The sequence below is a fragment of the Ruegeria sp. HKCCSA071 genome (assembly GCF_017872555.1).
Lineage (GTDB): Bacteria > Pseudomonadota > Alphaproteobacteria > Rhodobacterales > Rhodobacteraceae > Ruegeria.
This window is the reverse complement of sequence record NZ_JAEDOX010000019.1, coordinates 1-17,191: the sequence shown is the minus strand read 5'-3', so window position 1 is coordinate 17,191 and position 17,191 is coordinate 1. Positions and strand designations below refer to the sequence as shown.

The 17,191-nt window shown below is 58.0% G+C and carries 19 protein-coding genes; 11 read left to right on the top strand and 8 right to left on the bottom strand.

Annotation, left to right across the window (positions count from 1 at the left end; all coding sequences use genetic code 11):
- Positions 1-8: 8 nt before the first annotated feature.
- The gene (locus I9188_RS19305; protein ID WP_209506310.1) at positions 9-1,607 is read right to left on the bottom strand and encodes a phosphoenolpyruvate carboxykinase; all 1,599 of its coding nucleotides are present in this window, start codon (positions 1,605-1,607) and stop codon (positions 9-11) included.
- A 343-nt stretch (positions 1,608-1,950) separates the two neighbouring features.
- Between I9188_RS19305 and I9188_RS19300 the strand changes: the two genes are divergently transcribed.
- Genes I9188_RS19300 through I9188_RS19270 form a run of 7 tightly spaced genes read left to right on the top strand, consistent with a single transcriptional unit; the run spans position 1,951 to position 7,372 of the window.
- Positions 1,951-2,655: a response regulator transcription factor gene (locus tag I9188_RS19300; protein WP_209506312.1), complete on the top strand. Its 705-nt coding sequence runs from the start codon at positions 1,951-1,953 to the stop codon at positions 2,653-2,655.
- A gap of 31 nt (positions 2,656-2,686) precedes the next feature.
- Complete coding sequence (locus tag I9188_RS19295) at positions 2,687-4,405, top strand: sensor histidine kinase (protein ID WP_209506314.1); 1,719 nt, start codon at positions 2,687-2,689, stop codon at positions 4,403-4,405.
- 3 nt (positions 4,406-4,408) lie between these two features.
- Positions 4,409-4,879 (top strand): HPr kinase/phosphatase C-terminal domain-containing protein, encoded by a 471-nt coding sequence (locus I9188_RS19290; RefSeq protein ID WP_209506316.1) that lies wholly within the window; start codon positions 4,409-4,411, stop codon positions 4,877-4,879.
- Positions 4,876-5,757: an RNase adapter RapZ gene (rapZ, locus tag I9188_RS19285; protein ID WP_245220562.1), complete on the top strand. Its 882-nt coding sequence runs from the start codon at positions 4,876-4,878 to the stop codon at positions 5,755-5,757. Before I9188_RS19290 ends, rapZ begins: the two co-directional genes overlap by 4 nt.
- Entirely contained in the window at positions 5,754-6,146 is a 393-nt protein-coding gene (locus tag I9188_RS19280; protein WP_209506320.1) for a PTS fructose transporter subunit IIA, read from the top strand. Before rapZ ends, I9188_RS19280 begins: the two co-directional genes overlap by 4 nt.
- A gap of 16 nt (positions 6,147-6,162) precedes the next feature.
- Positions 6,163-6,432: an HPr family phosphocarrier protein gene (locus tag I9188_RS19275; RefSeq protein WP_209506323.1), complete on the top strand. Its 270-nt coding sequence runs from the start codon at positions 6,163-6,165 to the stop codon at positions 6,430-6,432.
- Positions 6,433-6,472: 40 nt separating this feature from the next.
- Positions 6,473-7,372: a lysophospholipid acyltransferase family protein gene (locus I9188_RS19270; protein ID WP_209506326.1), complete on the top strand. Its 900-nt coding sequence runs from the start codon at positions 6,473-6,475 to the stop codon at positions 7,370-7,372.
- A 47-nt stretch (positions 7,373-7,419) separates the two neighbouring features.
- Here I9188_RS19270 and I9188_RS19265 read toward each other — a convergent pair whose 3' ends face one another.
- A complete protein-coding gene (locus I9188_RS19265; RefSeq protein WP_209506328.1) occupies positions 7,420-8,295 on the bottom strand; it encodes a 3-hydroxybutyryl-CoA dehydrogenase in 876 nt (291 codons plus the stop codon).
- Positions 8,296-8,460: 165 nt separating this feature from the next.
- Here I9188_RS19265 and I9188_RS19260 point away from each other — a divergent pair, with 165 nt between their 5' ends.
- The gene (locus I9188_RS19260; protein WP_245220563.1) at positions 8,461-9,264 is read left to right on the top strand and encodes a DUF6473 family protein; all 804 of its coding nucleotides are present in this window, start codon (positions 8,461-8,463) and stop codon (positions 9,262-9,264) included.
- 59 nt (positions 9,265-9,323) lie between these two features.
- Here I9188_RS19260 and I9188_RS19255 read toward each other — a convergent pair whose 3' ends face one another.
- The 6 genes from I9188_RS19255 to I9188_RS19230 form a co-directional block, all read right to left on the bottom strand.
- Positions 9,324-10,253, bottom strand: coding sequence for an electron transfer flavoprotein subunit alpha/FixB family protein (locus I9188_RS19255; protein ID WP_209506330.1), 930 nt, complete (start codon positions 10,251-10,253; stop codon positions 9,324-9,326).
- On the bottom strand, positions 10,253-11,011 hold the full coding sequence (locus I9188_RS19250) for an electron transfer flavoprotein subunit beta/FixA family protein (protein WP_209506332.1): 759 nt from the start codon (positions 11,009-11,011) through the stop codon (positions 10,253-10,255). Before I9188_RS19250 ends, I9188_RS19255 begins: the two co-directional genes overlap by 1 nt.
- Before the next feature lie 200 nt (positions 11,012-11,211).
- Positions 11,212-11,784 carry a cob(I)yrinic acid a,c-diamide adenosyltransferase gene (locus I9188_RS19245; protein WP_209506334.1) on the bottom strand — a complete coding sequence of 191 codons (573 nt, stop codon included), beginning with the start codon at positions 11,782-11,784 and terminating at the stop codon, positions 11,212-11,214.
- The gene (locus tag I9188_RS19240) at positions 11,784-11,987 is read right to left on the bottom strand and encodes a twin transmembrane helix small protein (protein WP_209506337.1); all 204 of its coding nucleotides are present in this window, start codon (positions 11,985-11,987) and stop codon (positions 11,784-11,786) included. Before I9188_RS19240 ends, I9188_RS19245 begins: the two co-directional genes overlap by 1 nt.
- A 77-nt stretch (positions 11,988-12,064) precedes the next feature.
- Complete coding sequence (locus I9188_RS19235) at positions 12,065-12,892, bottom strand: SDR family NAD(P)-dependent oxidoreductase (RefSeq protein WP_209506339.1); 828 nt, start codon at positions 12,890-12,892, stop codon at positions 12,065-12,067.
- A 69-nt stretch (positions 12,893-12,961) separates the two neighbouring features.
- Complete coding sequence (locus tag I9188_RS19230) at positions 12,962-13,591, bottom strand: SH3 domain-containing protein (protein WP_245220564.1); 630 nt, start codon at positions 13,589-13,591, stop codon at positions 12,962-12,964.
- A 201-nt stretch (positions 13,592-13,792) separates the two neighbouring features.
- Between I9188_RS19230 and I9188_RS19225 the strand changes: the two genes are divergently transcribed.
- The 3 genes from I9188_RS19225 to I9188_RS19215 form a co-directional block, all read left to right on the top strand.
- Positions 13,793-16,141: a DNA topoisomerase IV subunit A gene (locus I9188_RS19225; RefSeq protein ID WP_209506341.1), complete on the top strand. Its 2,349-nt coding sequence runs from the start codon at positions 13,793-13,795 to the stop codon at positions 16,139-16,141.
- A 96-nt stretch (positions 16,142-16,237) separates the two neighbouring features.
- Positions 16,238-16,831 carry a hypothetical protein gene (locus tag I9188_RS19220; protein WP_209506343.1) on the top strand — a complete coding sequence of 198 codons (594 nt, stop codon included), beginning with the start codon at positions 16,238-16,240 and terminating at the stop codon, positions 16,829-16,831.
- A gap of 112 nt (positions 16,832-16,943) precedes the next feature.
- Positions 16,944-17,191 (top strand): GTP-binding protein (locus I9188_RS19215; protein WP_245223758.1); only part of this gene is annotated, 248 nt, incomplete at its 3' end.

Below are 17,191 nucleotides of genomic sequence, written 5' to 3'. Positions count from 1 at the left end.
TTTTTCGTTTATCCGATTGCGACGGCTTTGATGTCGTCATCAATGAATGGCAGATACTGCTCGAAGTTCTCGGCAAACATCTGCACCAGTTTCTCGGCCTGCTTGTCGAAAGCGGCCTGATCATCCCAGGTCCGACGCGGGTCAAGCAGAACTTCGGGGACGCCCGGAACAGAGACGGGAACGTCAAAGCCGAAATTGGCGTCCTTGCGGAACTCGGCGTCGCGCAGCGAACCATCCAGCGCTGCGGTCAGCAGGGCACGGGTGGCCTTGATCGGCATCCGGCTGCCGACACCATAGGCGCCACCGGTCCAGCCTGTGTTGACCAGCCAGCAGGTCGCGCCGTGCTGGGCGATCTTGTCACGCAGCAGGTTGCCGTAGACTTCCGGGCGGCGCGGCATGAACGGTGCGCCGAAGCAGGTTGAGAAGGTGGGTTGCGGTTCGGTTACGCCACGCTCGGTCCCGGCCACCTTTGAAGTGAAGCCCGACAGGAAGTGATACATTGCCTGTGCAGGCGTCAGCCGCGCGATCGGCGGCAGTACACCAAAGGCATCGCAGGTCAGCATGATGATGTTTTTTGGATGACCACCCAGCGCGCTTTTCGAGGCGTTCGAGATGTATTCAAGCGGATAAGCGCAACGCATGTTCGCGGTCAGCGAGTCGTCGTCGAAATCCAGTTCCTTGGTCTCTGGGTCAAAGACCATGTTTTCGATCACGGTGCCGAATTTCGTGGTGGTCGCGTAAATCTCCGGCTCGGCCTCGGCGTTCAGGTTTATGGTCTTGGCATAGCAGCCGCCTTCGAAGTTGAAGGTGCCCCGATCCGACCAGCCGTGCTCGTCATCTCCGATCAGCGTGCGCGACGGATCGGCGGACAGGGTTGTCTTGCCAGTGCCGGACAAGCCAAAGAAAACGGCGGTGTCGACCGCGTTGCCGACTGCATGATTGGCCGAGCAGTGCATCGGCATCACGCCTTTTTCTGGCAGCATGTAGTTCAGCAGGGTGAATACGGATTTTTTGTTCTCGCCCGCATATTCGGTGCCGCCGATCAGGATCAGCTTGCGGTCGAAGTTCAATGCGATCACTGTTTCGCTGCGGCAGTTATGCTTGGCCGGGTCAGCCTTGAAGCTGGGGCAGTTGATGATGGTGAAGTCAGCCGTGAAATCATCCAGATCTTCGCGGTCGGGGCGGCGCAGCAGGTGACGGATGAACAGGTTGTGCCAGGCAAGCTCGGTCACCATGCGCACGTTAATCGCGTAGGTCGGGTCGGCACCACCGACGAGGTCCTGCACGAAATAGTCGCGGCCTTTCATATGGGCCAGCATGTCTTGGTAGAGGGCGTCAAATCCCTCAGCGCTCATCTCGGCATTGTTTTCCCACCAAATAGTGTCAGCCACGCTGCTGGTTTTGACGACATGCTTGTCCTTGGGCGAGCGACCGGTGAACTTGCCAGTGGTGACCAGAAAGGCACCGCCATTTCCAAGTGTACCTTCGCCGCGCTTCAGCGCTTCTTCGATCAGCGCCGGTTCCATGAAGTTATAATAGACATTGCCCAGACCCTCGATGCCCTGATCCTCGAGGCGGAATTGCGGGTTAACCCGTCCAGATGTCATGTGTGTCTTCTCCTGTGGCGGCGCGGGGCTTTGGGCCTGAGGCGCCTTTGGGGCAGTGTACCGGGAAAACCGGCGGTTGGGCGCGTCTTACCACGGTCGTTCAGGACATGAACAGGCGGGTTTGACGCAGTTAGCGCAACCAAGTCCGGGTTTAGCGCCATCACAAATTCAATGACCGAGAACCGGGCATATTTTTGCGGCCATAAAGGCAAATTTGCCGCAGACCTGCCGCAACAAAGGCACGATTCGCAGTTACGGATTGATTCGGCGTCTTAAAACCGCCAACAATGCCTTACAAATAAGCGAATTATTGCGCGAGTGAGCAGGAATAGGGGTGAGCCCGATGTCAAAGATTGCACTTGTGGATGACGATAGAAACATTCTGACGTCTGTATCCATGACACTCGAAGCCGAAGGTTTCGAGGTTGAAACTTATAATGATGGCCAGGCCGCGTTGGATGCGTTCAACAAAAAGCTGCCGGATATGGCCGTGCTCGATATAAAGATGCCGCGTATGGATGGCATGGATCTGCTACAGCGGCTGCGTCAGAAAACGCAGATGCCGGTGATCTTTCTGACCTCGAAAGATGATGAAATCGACGAGGTTCTGGGTCTGCGCATGGGCGCGGATGACTATGTAAAGAAGCCCTTTTCGCAACGGTTGCTGGTTGAGCGCATCCGCGCCCTGCTGCGTCGGCAAGAGGCAACAAGCGGCGACGCGATTACGGCCAATAGCAACGACACAAAGGTTATGGAACGCGGCGACTTGCGGATGGACCCGCTGCGCCATGCGGTCAGCTGGAAAGGGAATGATGTATCCCTGACCGTGACCGAATTCCTGCTTCTTCAGGCACTGGCCCAGCGTCCGGGTTTCGTCAAAAGCCGCGATCAGCTGATGGATGTGGCCTATGACGATCAGGTTTATGTGGATGACCGGACGATCGACAGCCACATCAAGCGTCTGCGCAAGAAGATGCGCGCGGCTGATCCCGAGTTTTCGGCGATCGAAACCCTTTATGGTATCGGTTATCGGTACAACGAAGAATAGGCGCGACGCCAACAAGGGGTAATGGGCTCTCGTGCGCGACACCGAAGCAGCCAGCGAACTACGTGACGGTGACGTCGTTCTCGGGGATGACTGGGTCATTCCCGACGATTCCGAGTCAGCGGAACTGAGGGAAAAGCGGTCCCAGAGAAACCTGTTTTCTCTGCGAGGCTCGCCTTTGGCGCGCAAGATCATCACCTTTAACCTGATCGCACTGGTGATCCTGGTTACGGGGTTGCTGTATCTGGACGATTCGCGGAAAGAGACGGTTCAGCAAACGGCGCGCAATCTGCTTGGCGATGCGCAGCTGGTCAGCAACGTCTTTGAAACCCAACTGCGGCAGGGTGCGGCGCACACGGCGCAGGATGCCGGTAACCTCGACGTCAGAGATACGCTGTCTGGATTGACACTTCCTGAAGGCGGGGAAGTCTTTGTTTATGACGCCAGTGGCACCCTGATTGGCTGGACACGCGGCGCCCCCCAGGGATCGGCCATGCCGGTTCTTCTGCAAACCAATTCCGAGCTGCAAACCGGCAGCACAGTGATCAGCGACACGCTGAACGCGGTGTGGATCGGTGTGTCGAACCTGCTCAACTGGTCGACCGAGGTCGAGGCGCCGACGCTGGCGCAGCGGGTACAGGGAATTATTCCGCAGGCGCTTGCAGGCCGTAGGCAGGTTCAGGCAGTTCAGGACGCCGCAGGTGAGACCGTTATTGTTGCGGCTGCGCCGATCCTTTACGAGGATACCCCTGCCGGAGCAGTTGCCATCACAGGCCCCGCCGGTGAGATCGACGCACTGGCCCGCCGCGAGCAGGAGCGCATTCTGCAAATGTTCGTGGTGGCTTTGCTGGTTTCGGTGGGCCTGAGCCTTGTGCTGGCTTCGACCATCGCCAACCCATTGGCGGACCTGGCCGCAGCGGCCGAAATGGGTAAGGATCGGGGCACAGGAGTCAATCCGGGGCGCATTCGCATACCTGATCTTAGCGCCCGTCCGGATGAAATCGGTCGCCTCAGCCGCGCTCTGCGGGGCATGGTGACTGCTCTGTATAATCGGATTGACGCAAACGAACAGTTCGCCGCTGATGTCGCCCATGAAATCAAGAACCCCCTAGCCAGCCTGCAATCTGCTGTTGGCACGCTTCGTATGGTCAAGCGCGATGATCAGCGCGACAAGCTGCTGGGTGTAATCGAACATGACGTTCGGCGCCTGGATCGGCTGGTCAGCGACATCTCGAACGCGTCACGTCTTGATGCGGAACTGGTTAAGGAAGAAGAACAACCCTTTGATCTGCTCAAGCTGATTGGCAATATCGGTCAATATCTGGGTGAAGACGCGCGGTCCAAGGGGATCGACTATATCACCGATCTGCCATCCGAACCGATTGTCATCAACGGGCTTGAGGCACGGCTGGCGCAGGTGTTCGTCAATCTGATCACCAATGCCATTTCCTTCTGTGAAGAAAGTGATGCCATCCGCGTCTGGGTACGTCAGCGAGACAACCGTGTTCTTGTCGTGGTCGAAGACACCGGGCCAGGTATTCCGGAACAGGCCTTGACCAAAGTGTTCAAGCGTTTCTATTCGCAACGCCCGGCAGAGCATTTCGGCAACAATTCGGGGCTTGGTCTGGCCATCTCGAAACAGATTGTCGAAGCCCATGGCGGCGTAATCTGGGCTGAGAACATCCGCCCGACCGAAGCGGATATCACATCAGACCCGCTAGGGGCACGCTTTGTAGTGGGGTTACCTGTATAACTCATGCAAGCAGGTTCTCTGTCAGACGCCAAAGACCGGGACAGCGCTTGTGTTCATGCCTCATGCGTAACAGTGGCCGGGCGCGGGCTTTTGATTGTCGGCGCTTCGGGCGCGGGAAAATCGGCTCTAGCACTGCAGATGATGGCCTATGGGGCGGGTCTGGTCGCGGATGATCGGGTCGACCTGTCAAGGCGGGACAATCAGGTCATTGCCGCTGCCGTGCCGCAGATACAGGGTTTGATTGAGGCCCGTCACATTGGTTTGATCAAAGCGGATGTATTCGGGCCGGTTCCGTTGGACTATGTTATGGATCTGGATCAAAACGAACCACAGAGATTGCCTGCCGAGGCGACAATCATGTTGCTGGGGCAAACTGTTCCCTTGCTTCGTGGGGCGGGCGTGCCCAACTTGGCCGCAGCGTTGATGCAGCTTCTGAAGAATGGGCGTGTACACCCGGAATGGCCGAACAAATGACAGAGCAACGGCGGATCGTGCTGGTAACAGGCCCATCAGGGGCGGGAAGATCCACAGCCATTCATGTACTGGAAGACTTGGGTTTTGAGGCCATCGACAATCTGCCGATGGGCCTGTTGCTGCGCCTGCTGGACAGTGCGGACAGCGACCGCCCAATGGCGCTGGGCATTGACGCCCGCAATCGCGATTTCTCGACAATAGGGTTTATCGAACTGGCCGAAAGCCTGGGCCGCATGGCGCGGGTGGATTTGACCGTTCTGTATCTGGATTGCAGTGATGACGTATTGGTGCGCCGGTTCTCGGAAACCCGCAGGCGGCATCCCGTCGCCAAAGATGCCAGCCCTGAGACCGGCGTTCAGCGCGAAAAAGAACTGTTGGCCCCCATTCGCGAAATTGCAGATACCCTGATCGATACAAGCCAACTGAACGTGCACCAGTTACGGGAAGAAGTTGAAAACTGGTTTGCGCCTCAAGGGGGGCGACATCTGGCAGTTTCAATCGAGTCGTTTTCGTACAAGCGGGGCCTTCCCCGCGGGTTGGACATGGTCTTTGATTGCCGGTTTCTGGCAAACCCCTATTGGCGCTCCGAGTTGCGGGCGGCGGATGGGCGACACTCGGACGTTGCGCGCTATGTCCAATCGGATAAGAATTACGAACTCTTTCTTGGACGGGTGATGGATTTGCTAACCTTGTTGCTGCCGGCCTTTCGGGCCGAAGGAAAAGCACATCTGTCGGTAGCTTTCGGATGCACGGGTGGGCAACACAGATCCGTCGCAATGGCGGAAGCCGTTGCAAAGGCCCTTGCAGAGGACGGGCAGCAGGTGGCAATTAGGCATCGCGAGATGGAACGTCGGTCGTTGAGTGTGAGGTCGGATTGATCGGAATAGTGATCGTTGCGCATGGCGGTTTGGCCCAGGAATACCTGGCCGCCACACAGCATGTGGTCGGACCGCAGCCCGGCCTTGTGGCCATTGCGATCGAACCCGACCACGACAGGGATGAAAAACAGGCGGAAATCTGTCGTGCGGCTGACGAAGTGGATATGGGCGACGGTGTTGTTGTTGTAACCGACCTGTTCGGCGGCAGCCCTTCAAATCTGAGTCTGCGGGCCTGCGCCCCTCAGGATCGGCGGATATTGTATGGGGCAAACCTGCCAATGCTCATTAAATTGGCCAAAAGCCGCCACTTACCCGTTGGTGATGCTGTTCGTCAGGCAATGGAAGCTGGACGGAAATACATCAATGCGCAAAATGTGACATTGGACTAAAATCGGATTGATGAATATGACCACTCGAAGCCTGAAAATAATAAATGAAAAAGGTCTGCATGCCCGCGCTTCGGCGAAGCTGGTTGAGGTTGTGGAAGGTTTCGATGCGCATGCCGAGGTGTCGAAGGACGGGATTTCTGCGTCAGGCGACAGTATTATGGGCCTTTTGATGTTGGCAGCATCACGCGGAACAACTATTGACGTCGAGACCTCCGGACCGGATGCTGAAGCATTGGCAGAAGCTCTGGAAGCGCTTGTGAACGACAAGTTCGGAGAGGGGTTCTAAGCCGCCCTCGCCGGGACAGAAAGAACGGGAAGGCCAGGAATTGGCGGAAACGACGCACGAGACCAAGACAAGCCCGGTGGTGGATGGGACCGCAGATCAGGGCGAGATCTACGATCGTAGAACTCTGACCTATGCGAACTCTTTCGACGATGCCTGGACTTCGACGGCCATTCGCGCAATCGAATGGTGTACGGGCAAGCTGACCATTCTGCGGATGGTTAACAAATTCGAGAAAAAGAACGAACTTTACCGGGGGCAGCGGTTCTGGGGCGGCGCGCTTGAGGTGATGGGGATTGACCTGACCACACCGCAAGAACAGATCGCCCGTATCCCAAAAACCGGCCCCGTGGTTGTCGTTGCCAACCACCCTCACGGGATGGTGGACGGTATGATTCTGGCCGAGTTGATCGGGCGGGTCCGCAGTGATTATCGCATTCTGACCCGCTCGGTCCTGACGGGTCTTGATGAGGCCGCGACGTCTTTCATGATCCCGGTTCCGTTTCCGCATGACCCCGAGGCGCAGGCCAAGATGCTGGAAATGCGTGGCAAGGCGATGGACCATCTGAAAGACGGCGGCGTCGTGGCGCTGTTCCCGTCCGGCGTCGTCATGTCCTCGGATGACTGGTTCGGCCCCGCAGTCGAGCGCGAGTGGAATGTGTTCACTGCAAAGATGATCCGCCGTTCGGGTGCGCGCGTGCTGCCTATTTTCTTTCCCGGCAGCAACTCGCGCTGGTATCAGATTGCAAACAAGCTGTCGCCGATCCTCCGGCAAGGGTTGCTGCTGCATGAAATCGTCCGCTCGTGCAAAAAACCGCAATCGCCGGTCATTGGCAATCCGATCTCGGATCAGGACATGGAACAGTTGGAGCGTGACCCGCGTGGTTTCATGACGTGGCTCAGAAACCATACTATGTCGCTAGGCAAGTCAGGCCAATCCTGACCCGTGTCTTCATCTGACCGACACCGTGCTTGGCAAGGGCGGTTTTGTCAGCGGGTCGGAACCGGCACCTCGCCGCGATAGTCATAGAAACCGCGCTGCGTCTTGCGCCCCAGCCATCCTGCCTCGACGTATTTGGTCAAAAGCGGGCAGGGGCGATACTTGGTATCGGCCAGACCATCATGCAAGACGTTCATGATGGCGAGACAGGTGTCCAGCCCGATGAAGTCCGCCAACTCCAACGGCCCCATTGGATGATTCGCGCCCAGCTTCATCGATTGATCAATGGATTGGACGCTTCCGACACCTTCATAAAGCGTATAAACGGCTTCGTTGATCATCGGCATCAGGATGCGGTTAACGATGAAAGCCGGGAAATCTTCGGCGCTGGCGGCCGTTTTGCCCAGCCGGTCCACGACCGCCTTGCAGGCTTTGAAGGTTTCCTCATCCGTTGCGATGCCGCGGATCAGTTCCACCAATTGCATGATTGGAACCGGGTTCATGAAGTGGAAACCCATAAAACGTTCGGGCCGGTCCGTGCGGCTGGCCAGACGCGTGATGGAAATGGACGACGTATTCGACGTCAGGATCGTATGCGGCAGAAGGTGAGGTTGCAGATCTTCGAAAATGGCCTGTTTGACCGTTTCCCGCTCGGTCGCGGCCTCGATCACCAGATCTGTCTGCCCCAGCTGCGGCAATTCAAGGGTGGTTGTAATACGCTTCAGGGCTGCCTGCATCGCATCGTCAGTGATCTTGCCGCGTGACGCCTGACGCGCCATGTTGCCTTCGATCGTGGCCATTGCGCTGTTCAACGCATCCTGACTGACATCATTCAGCAAGACATCGTATTCCGCCAAAGCCAGAACATGAGCAATGCCGTTGCCCATCTGACCCGCACCAATCACCCCGACCGATTTAACTTCCATGTTCAGCTGCCTTTGCCCTGGAGGATACCGGGACAGTATCGGCAGACCGGGGCGGGCGGCAAGGGGATCGAACCGGTCAATTTTGCTTCAAATGCGCGCATTAGGAGATTCTCAATACCTAAGGCCGCAAATTGGCAATTGGGTGAAAAATTTGGGGGGCTTGGTATGAGCTTTCATCGGGTAAGCGACGGCACAGAGGCCGCGTGCCAATATGCAGGATCAAACCTTTGGTTTCGGGCGCCGCACGGAAATCTTGAGACGCCTTATGTGGCCTGTCTGGGTGGAGAAGAGACGTTTGGCCGGTTCGTGGAATACCCGTACCCGGCATTGCTTGCCAAAAGATTGCCGCAACCTTGTATCAATTTTGGCAGTCTTTTTTGTGGGGCTGATGCGTTGCTTGCTGATCCGGGGGTCTTAAATCATGTCAATGGATCAGACCTTTGTGTGCTGCAAGTGCTGGACGTGCCGTACCAGTCGAACAGGTTTTATCGCGTGCATTCGCGTCGGAATGATCGGTTTCTTGAACCCTCGTGCGACTTGCAGGACCTTTATCCTGAGGTCGATTTCACGGAAATCCACTTTGTCAGGCATTTACTGGAGAGATTGCGGGCCATAAAGGACGCGCGTTTTGAGGTTGTGGCGCAGGAGTTGCGAGAGACTTGGTTGCGCAACACATCCGAGCTGGTGCGACGGATCAAGCCACGGGTTGTTCTTCTCTGGCTGCAAATACATCGACAGGAGGATCGGCATCGCGACCTTGTCTTGCCCGATGCTGACATGATCGAACAGGTTCGACCGTTGTGTGCCGATGTAGTGGAATGCACGGTCTGTGTGTCCTCCTTGTCAGACGAGATCGAGGACGTGCTGTTCGGGACGCTGCAACAGCCTGTGGCCGAGCATATGCTCGGCCCCTCCGCGCACGGGGAGATAGCTTTGAAGCTTGAGGTGGCTTTGAGGGGGTTAAATTGAAAAAGGCCCGCTTGGTGGCGGGCCTTTGGTGGTTGAGGGGCTAAGGCCCCGGGCTGCGTTCAGCCGAGCTTTTCGGTCAGTTCCGGGACCGCCTGGAACAGGTCGGCGACCAGTCCGAAGTCGGCGACCTGGAAGATCGGTGCCTCTTCGTCCTTGTTGATCGCAACGATGACCTTTGAGTCCTTCATGCCCGCAAGGTGCTGGATCGCGCCCGAGATGCCGACGGCGACATAAAGATCGGGGGCAACAACCTTGCCGGTCTGACCCACTTGCCAGTCGTTCGGGGCATAGCCCGAGTCGACAGCGGCGCGCGACGCGCCAACCGCAGCACCCAGCTTGTCAGCCAAAGCTTCGATCAGCTTGAAGTCTTCTTCCGAGCCGACACCACGGCCGCCCGAGACAACAACACCAGCCGAGGTCAGTTCCGGACGGTCACTTGCGGCGACCTTGTCTTCGACCCACGACGACAGGCCGGGATTGTCGCCGACCGAGATGGTCTCGACCGCAGCCGAGCCGCCGGTCCCCGCCGCGTCGAAGGACGCGGTGCGGATGGTGACGACCTTCTTGGCATCGTTCGACTTCACGGTCTGGATCGCGTTGCCCGCATAGATCGGGCGCTCAAACGTCGAGCCATCGACCACGCCCGAGGCATCCGAGATCACCATCACGTCCAGCAGGGCTGCGACGCGCGGCATCACGTTCTTGGCGTCGGTGGTCGCGGGGGCCACGATATGCTCGTACCCATCGGCCAGTCCCACGATCAGCGCGGCGGTCGATTCCGCCAGGCGATGACCCAGCGATGCGTCTTCGGCAACCAGCACCTTGGACACGCCGTCGATCTTGGCGGCAGCCTCGCCGGCGGCGGCGGCCGAGCCACCTGCGGCCAGAACGGTCACGTCACCCAGCACCTTGGCAGCGTTTACTGCCTTGGCAGTGGCGTCCAGCGCCAGTTCGCCGTTGTTGACTTCGGCAAGCAGAAGTACAGCCATCACACAGCCCCCACTTCTTTGAGTTTCGAAACCAGCTCATCCACCGAGCCAACGATGATACCTGCGGCACGTGCCGGCGGTTCTTCGGTCTTGACGATTTCCAGGCGCGGCGTGACGTCGACGCCGTAATCGGCTGCGGTTTTCTCATCCAGCGGCTTTTTCTTCGCCTTCATGATGTTGGGCAGCGACGCATAGCGCGGCTCGTTCAGGCGCAGGTCAACGGTCACGATGGTCGGCATCTTGACGCTGATAGTCTGCAACCCGCCATCCACCTCGCGGGTGATCTTGGCACTGTCGCCTTCAATATCCAGTTCCGAGGCAAAGGTGCCCTGCGACCAGCCCAACAGGGCCGACAGCATCTGACCGGTGGCGTTCATGTCGTTGTCGATCGCCTGCTTGCCCGCCAGAACGATGCCGGGCTGCTCTTCCTCGACCACTTTGGCCAGGATCTTGGCAACTGCCAGCGGCTCGATATCGGTGTGCACATCATCCGTCGCAACAACAAGGATCGCGCGGTCGGCACCCATGGCCAGAGCGGTCCGCAGCGTCTCTTGCGCCTGCTTCACACCAATTGAAACGGCAACAACTTCGTCTGCCTTGCCAGCCTCTTTCAGGCGAATGGCCTCTTCAACCGCAATCTCGTCGAACGGATTCATCGACATTTTGACATTGGCGAGATCAACACCGCTACCGTCCGCTTTCACGCGGACCTTCACATTGTAGTCAATCACGCGTTTGACAGGTACCAGTACCTTCATTGTAGCGCTTTCTCCTCAAAAAAACGGCAAGCCGCGAAGGCGACTCCACCAATGCTCTCGTCGGACTTGATAACGTCTGCTGCACCCGCAAAACAGAGCAAAATCGTCACGTCGTCGCGTCGGGACGTCGCGTTTTGCAGTTTTTTACCTTGAGGCACGCAAGATTGTTGCCCGAACTGGGCCTGTTTTCAGGGAAAAATTCAGCGGTTGGCGCCAGGAACCCACAGCACGTCGTCCTTGCCATCGTTATTTGCGCACCGGGCCGCGACGAAAAACCAATCACTTAGCCGGTTGAGGTATTTGACGGCCACGTCGTTAACCGGTTCCATATTTGTCAGTTCCACCGCCAACCGCTCGGCGCGACGCGATACAGTGCGGCACACGTGCAAATGCGCGGCCAGCCGCGAACCGCCCGGCAGGATGAAGCTGCGCAGCGGTTCCAGTGTTTCGTTCATGGTGTCAATTTCGGCTTCCAGCCGGTCGATCTGAGCGGATACGATTCGCAGCGGTGGATAGTCCGCTTCTGCATCCTTCTCCATTTCAGGGCGGCAGAAATCTGCGCCAAGATCAAACAGGTCGTTCTGAATCCGCGACAAGGCGGCATCGACTTCGCCTTCAGCCTCGGTGCGGGCCACGCCAACAAATGAGTTCAGCTCGTCCACTGTTCCGTAGGCGGCAACGCGACCCGAGTACTTCGCCACACGCTCGCCATTGCCCAGAGCGGTTTTGCCGTCGTCGCCCGTGCGCGTGTAGATTTTGTTCAGTACAACCATTACTGCACCCCTTGCCCGCGTAGATATACGTATAGCACGATCAAAATAACGGCGATGAACTGAAAGAGGATACGCAGACGCATCATCTTGTTGCTTTTCTTTGCTGCTTCCATGCCGCTTTTGCCGAAATTCGCGATGCCCAGGGCTAACACAACGACAACCGCCGCCATGGCCAGAAGCAGAATGACCATTAAAGGGTCCATTTAAAGTCACCGTCCGGTTTTTTCGATTATCACCCATCTAGCGTCAAGGCGTCGAAAAGCGAACGGGAAATAACGTCTCAGATATCCGAAAGGATGCGGTCCGTGGCTTTTGTGGGCAGAATTCGGCGCAGAACCCCAGCGACATATGTCGGGGTGGTCACATAGTAGCGTGGTTTGGGGCGTCGCGCCTCGACCGCATGGGCCAGCTTGTCGGTGACGGCAGAGGCTGGCAGTTCGAACCGGTCGGGCGCACTGTTTTCGTATAGTCGCTTCAGCAGCGAACCTTCGTATTTTTCCCGCAGGGCCGAGTTTTCCCAGTCGATGTATTTCTCGAACACGGGGATTGCCTTTTCCCTGAGCTTTGAGGTGATCGGGCCGGGCTCGATCAAAACGACCTGAATGTCTGTATCCCGCAGCTCCAGCCGCAAGGTGTCGGTCAGTCCTTCGATGGCGTATTTGGTGGCGACATATGCGCCGCGCCAGGGGAAGGCGACAAGACCAAGTACCGAGGAACATTGCACGATCCGGCCGTGGCCCTGCTCGCGCATGACGGGAATAACCTGTCTGGTCAGCTCGTGCCATCCAAAGACATTGGTTTCAAAGATATGACGCAGAGCGTCTGTCGGGACGTCTTCAACCGCACCGGGCAGCCCGTGCGCACCGTTGTTGAACAGCGCGTCCAAAGTTCCACCCGTTGCCTCAAGTACATATGACAATCCCGAGGAAATGCTGTCGCGGTCGGTATAGTCGATTCTTGGGCTTTCAAACCCCTGCGCGCGCAGGCGGTCACAGTCGCGCTGCTGTCGGCAGGATGCAAACACACGCCAGCCTCGTGCACGCATTCCGTGTGCTGCGTCCAGACCAATGCCCGACGAGCATCCCGTAATAAGAATCGATTTCTGCATGTGCCTTCCGAAGCTGAACCCCACCAAAAGCTAGGGTGGGGTTTGCGGCAGGGCAATGACGTCCGGGCGTCAGTTTGATGTTTTCCGGACAAGTGATGCTGAAATCCACCCGACCTGTTGCGCGGGCAACACGCGCAGGCGTAACCAGCCGGTGCCGGAATCGCTCAGGACCTCGACCTGTTGGCCAAGCGCGGCTTTACCGATGATGGGATAGATTGTACCGGGCCCATCGCGCAGATTAACCCGGGTGCCCGAGATTTCGCGGATGTCCTTCGGGGCCTCGGCAGGCGTGGGCAGTTCGACTGTGGGCAGCTCGGCGTCGGTGACCACCTGCTCCAGCGCGCTTACGCCCTGTTCCAATGATGCCAGGGTCAGGGTCACGCTTTCGTCCTGGAACAGGGAGGGATTGGCCTTCAAGCCAGCCGCGACCTGCGAGAGGAGGGCCTTTGTTTCGGTCTCACCCAACTGGGTTACCGCCTCGGCAACAGGTGGAGCCACCAGAGCGGGTTTGACCGCAGCACGGGTGACCAAATCTTCGACAGGTGCAGGTTCAACGACCGGGGCAACCGGTTCGGCCACGACAGCCACGCGTTCTGGTTTGGCAGGGCGCACGCCGCGCGGTTCAAAATCAGGGCCGCCGCTCATCACGTAAAAGGTCCAGCCGAGCGCGGCAAAGGTAACAAGTATCAGGCGCGTCATGGCGCATCCCCCAAGGCAATCGTAACATCAACAAATGGCAGTATCTCAATTGATGAAAGCTTAGCATATTTCGGGGGGCGAGTCGAAAAATGGGGGAAAACAACATGGTGTCTCCCCCTGTTGCAAAAAGCGCGACTTTTCCCCAGCAATTTATGTGCTGCTCGCTTTACCAAGGCGCACTTGCGTCGTATCACATCATATATGAACGATACGATCGATGACCCCAACATGGAGGCCCCTGCAGGTGGGGGCGAGGTGGCGGAACCGCTGCGCCGCGCGATTGGTGAGCGGTATCTGACCTATGCGCTGTCCACCATCATGCACCGGGCGCTACCCGATGCGCGGGACGGGTTGAAGCCGGTTCACCGCCGAATCCTCTATGCGATGAGAGAGTTGCGACTCAGTGCAACCGGAGGTTTCCGGAAATCTGCCAAGATTTCCGGCGACGTGATGGGCAACTATCACCCGCATGGCGACGCCGCGATCTATGACGCGATGGCGCGTCTGGCACAGGATTTCAACGTCCGCTATCCGCTGGTCGACGGGCAGGGGAACTTTGGCAATATCGACGGCGATAACCCGGCGGCCTCACGCTATACCGAGGCGCGGATGACCATCGTGGCCGAAGCGCTGCTGGAAGGGTTGAACGAAGACGCCGTCGATTTCCGCGACAACTATGATGGCACGCTGACCGAACCGGTCGTGCTGCCCGCACAGTTCCCGAATCTGCTGGCCAATGGCGCAAGTGGTATCGCGGTGGGGATGGCGACGAATATCCCGCCGCACAACATCTCGGAACTCTGCGATGCATGTCTGCATCTGATCAAGACGCCGGACGCGCGCGATGACACGTTGCTGAACTACGTGCCCGGCCCTGACTTCCCGACCGGAGGCGTAATTGTCGAGCCGCCCGAGAATATCGCGCAAGCCTATCGCACCGGTCGCGGTTCGTTCCGTTTGCGCTGCAAGTACGAGGTCGAGGATCTGGGGCGCGGTCAGTGGCAGATCATCGTCACCGAGATTCCCTATCAGGTTCAGAAGTCCAAGCTGATCGAGAAGATCGCCGAGCTGATCCAGACCAAGAAAATCCCGATCTTGGCAGACGTGCGCGACGAATCTGCCGATGACATCCGCCTGATCCTCGAACCGCGCTCGAAAAACGTGGACCCCGAGGTGCTGATGGGCATGCTTTATCGCAACTCGGACCTTGAGGTGCGGTTCAGCCTGAACATGAACGTGCTGATCGACGGGGTGACGCCCAAGGTCTGCTCGATGAAGGAAGTGCTGCGCGCGTTCCTCGATCACCGGCAAGAGGTGCTGATCCGCCGCTCGCGCCACCGCATGGCCAAGATCGACCACAGGCTGGAAGTGTTGGAGGGCTTTATCGTTGCCTTCCTGAACCTCGACCGTGTGATCGACATCATCCGCTATGACGGCGATCCCAAAGCCGCGCTGATGCGCGAGGACTGGGGCATCGACCACATCCGCGCCACCAGCGAGGCCGACTATGTCTCACCCAGACCGGGCGAGGGCGAGTTGTCCGAGGTTCAGGTTGACGCGATCCTCAACATGCGCCTGCGCAGCTTGCGCCGTCTGGAAGAGATGGAGTTGGTCCGCGAACGCGACGCGTTGATGGAAGAGCGCGCCAATCTCGAGGACCTGCTGGCCGATCCCACCCTGCAATGGGCCAAAATCGCTGAGCAGTTGAAAGAGACCAAGAAGACCTTCGGCAAAGATTACGAAGGCGGCGCGCGGCGCACGCTATTCGCTGAGGCGGGACAGATCGAAGAGGTCCCGCTTGAGGCGATGATCGACAAGGAACCGATCACGGTCGTCTGCTCTCAGATGGGCTGGATTCGCGCCATGACGGGTCATATCGACCTGAAGCGCGAATTGAAGTTCAAGGACGGCGACGGCCCGCGCTTCATCTTCCATGCGGAAACGACCGACAGATTGCTGGTCTTCGCTTCGAACGGGCGGTTCTATACTGTCAGCGCGGCCAACCTTCCCGGCGGGCGGGGAATGGGTGAACCCCTGCGCCTCATGGTCGACCTGCCGAACGAAGCACGGATCATCGATATCCTGATTCACAAACCGGGGCGCAAGCTGCTGGTGGCCTCGGATGCGGGCAACGGGTTCATGGTGCCCGAAGATGACGTGCTGGCCCAGACGCGAAACGGCAAGCAGGTACTGAACGTCAAGGACGACGAAACAGCAGTGATCTGCAAACCGGTCGAGGGCGACCACGTTGCAATCGTGTCGCAGAACGGCAAGTTCCTTGTCTTCCCGACCGAGGAATTGCCCGAAATGACCCGCGGCAAGGGTGTGCGTTTGCAAAAATACAATATGGCTCGCGGGCGGCAGGGGACGCTGGAACTGGATGGCGGTCTGTCAGACATCACCACCTTCAACTGGGAGGAGGGCCTGAAATGGTCCATGGCGGGCGACAAAACCCGGCATGAGGCAGATATGTCTCAATGGCTGTCCAAGCGCGCCAGCGTAGGGAAAAAGCCACCCTATGGTTTCCCGAAGGACTATAAGTTTTCGTGATCCGGCCCCGGTTGCGGTAGAAATCCACCGATACGGCTTGGCACAACCCGTATCGGTGCGCTAGACCAAAGAAAAACAGGCCTATCGAGACGAGACATGTTGCGCATTCTGACGCTGATCACCGGACTGGCCCTGCTGGGCGCTTGCACGCAGACACAGGTTTATGAACCACCCGAGTCGTTGGGGGAATTCAAGCTGCGGGTCAACTACGCCTTCGCAGACAAGGCCGTGCAAGGGCCAGTGTCGCGCGATGCAACGCCCGACGAATGGACGAAGGCCATCCAGAATGCGGTCGATATTCGCCTGGGCCGTTATGAAGGAACGCAGGAATATGACATCGGGATCAGCCTGGAAGGCTACATGCTGGCGCCTCCGGGAATCCCGATCATCTACAATCCCAAAAGCACCGCGATTGTGCTGGTCAATGTCTATGACGTGAAGAAAGAAAAGTTTCTGGCCAAGGGAAAGCAGTTCCAGGTGCTGGAAGACACGACCGGAGGCAGTGCGCTGAAAGGGTCGGGGCACGAACGCACCAAAGAGGAACAGATGGCGGGTCTGTCATTGAAAGTTGCCGACCGGGTCGAAGAGTGGCTGGCTGAAGAACATGAAGAGAATGGTTGGTTCGAAAAACGGCCAGACCTGATCCAGCCCCTCGATTCCACCGAGGTTACGCAAAATCCGGCGGGATAAGCGCATTTCCCTCAGGATGTGCTTGATTTTCCCCTTTGAACCAAATATCTCGCGCGCGCAGATAGTAACCCGGGACCAAGGGTCCCCCAAATCGCAAAAGGGCGCCTGAGGAATGGCAAAGGAAAAGTTTGAGCGTAATAAGCCGCACGTCAACATCGGCACGATTGGGCACGTTGACCACGGCAAGACGACGCTGACCGCAGCGATCACCAAGTATTTCGGTGACTTCAAAGCGTATGACCAGATTGACGGTGCGCCGGAAGAGAAAGCCCGCGGCATCACCATCTCGACCGCGCACGTGGAATACGAGACCGACGCGCGCCACTATGCGCATGTCGACTGCCCCGGCCACGCCGACTA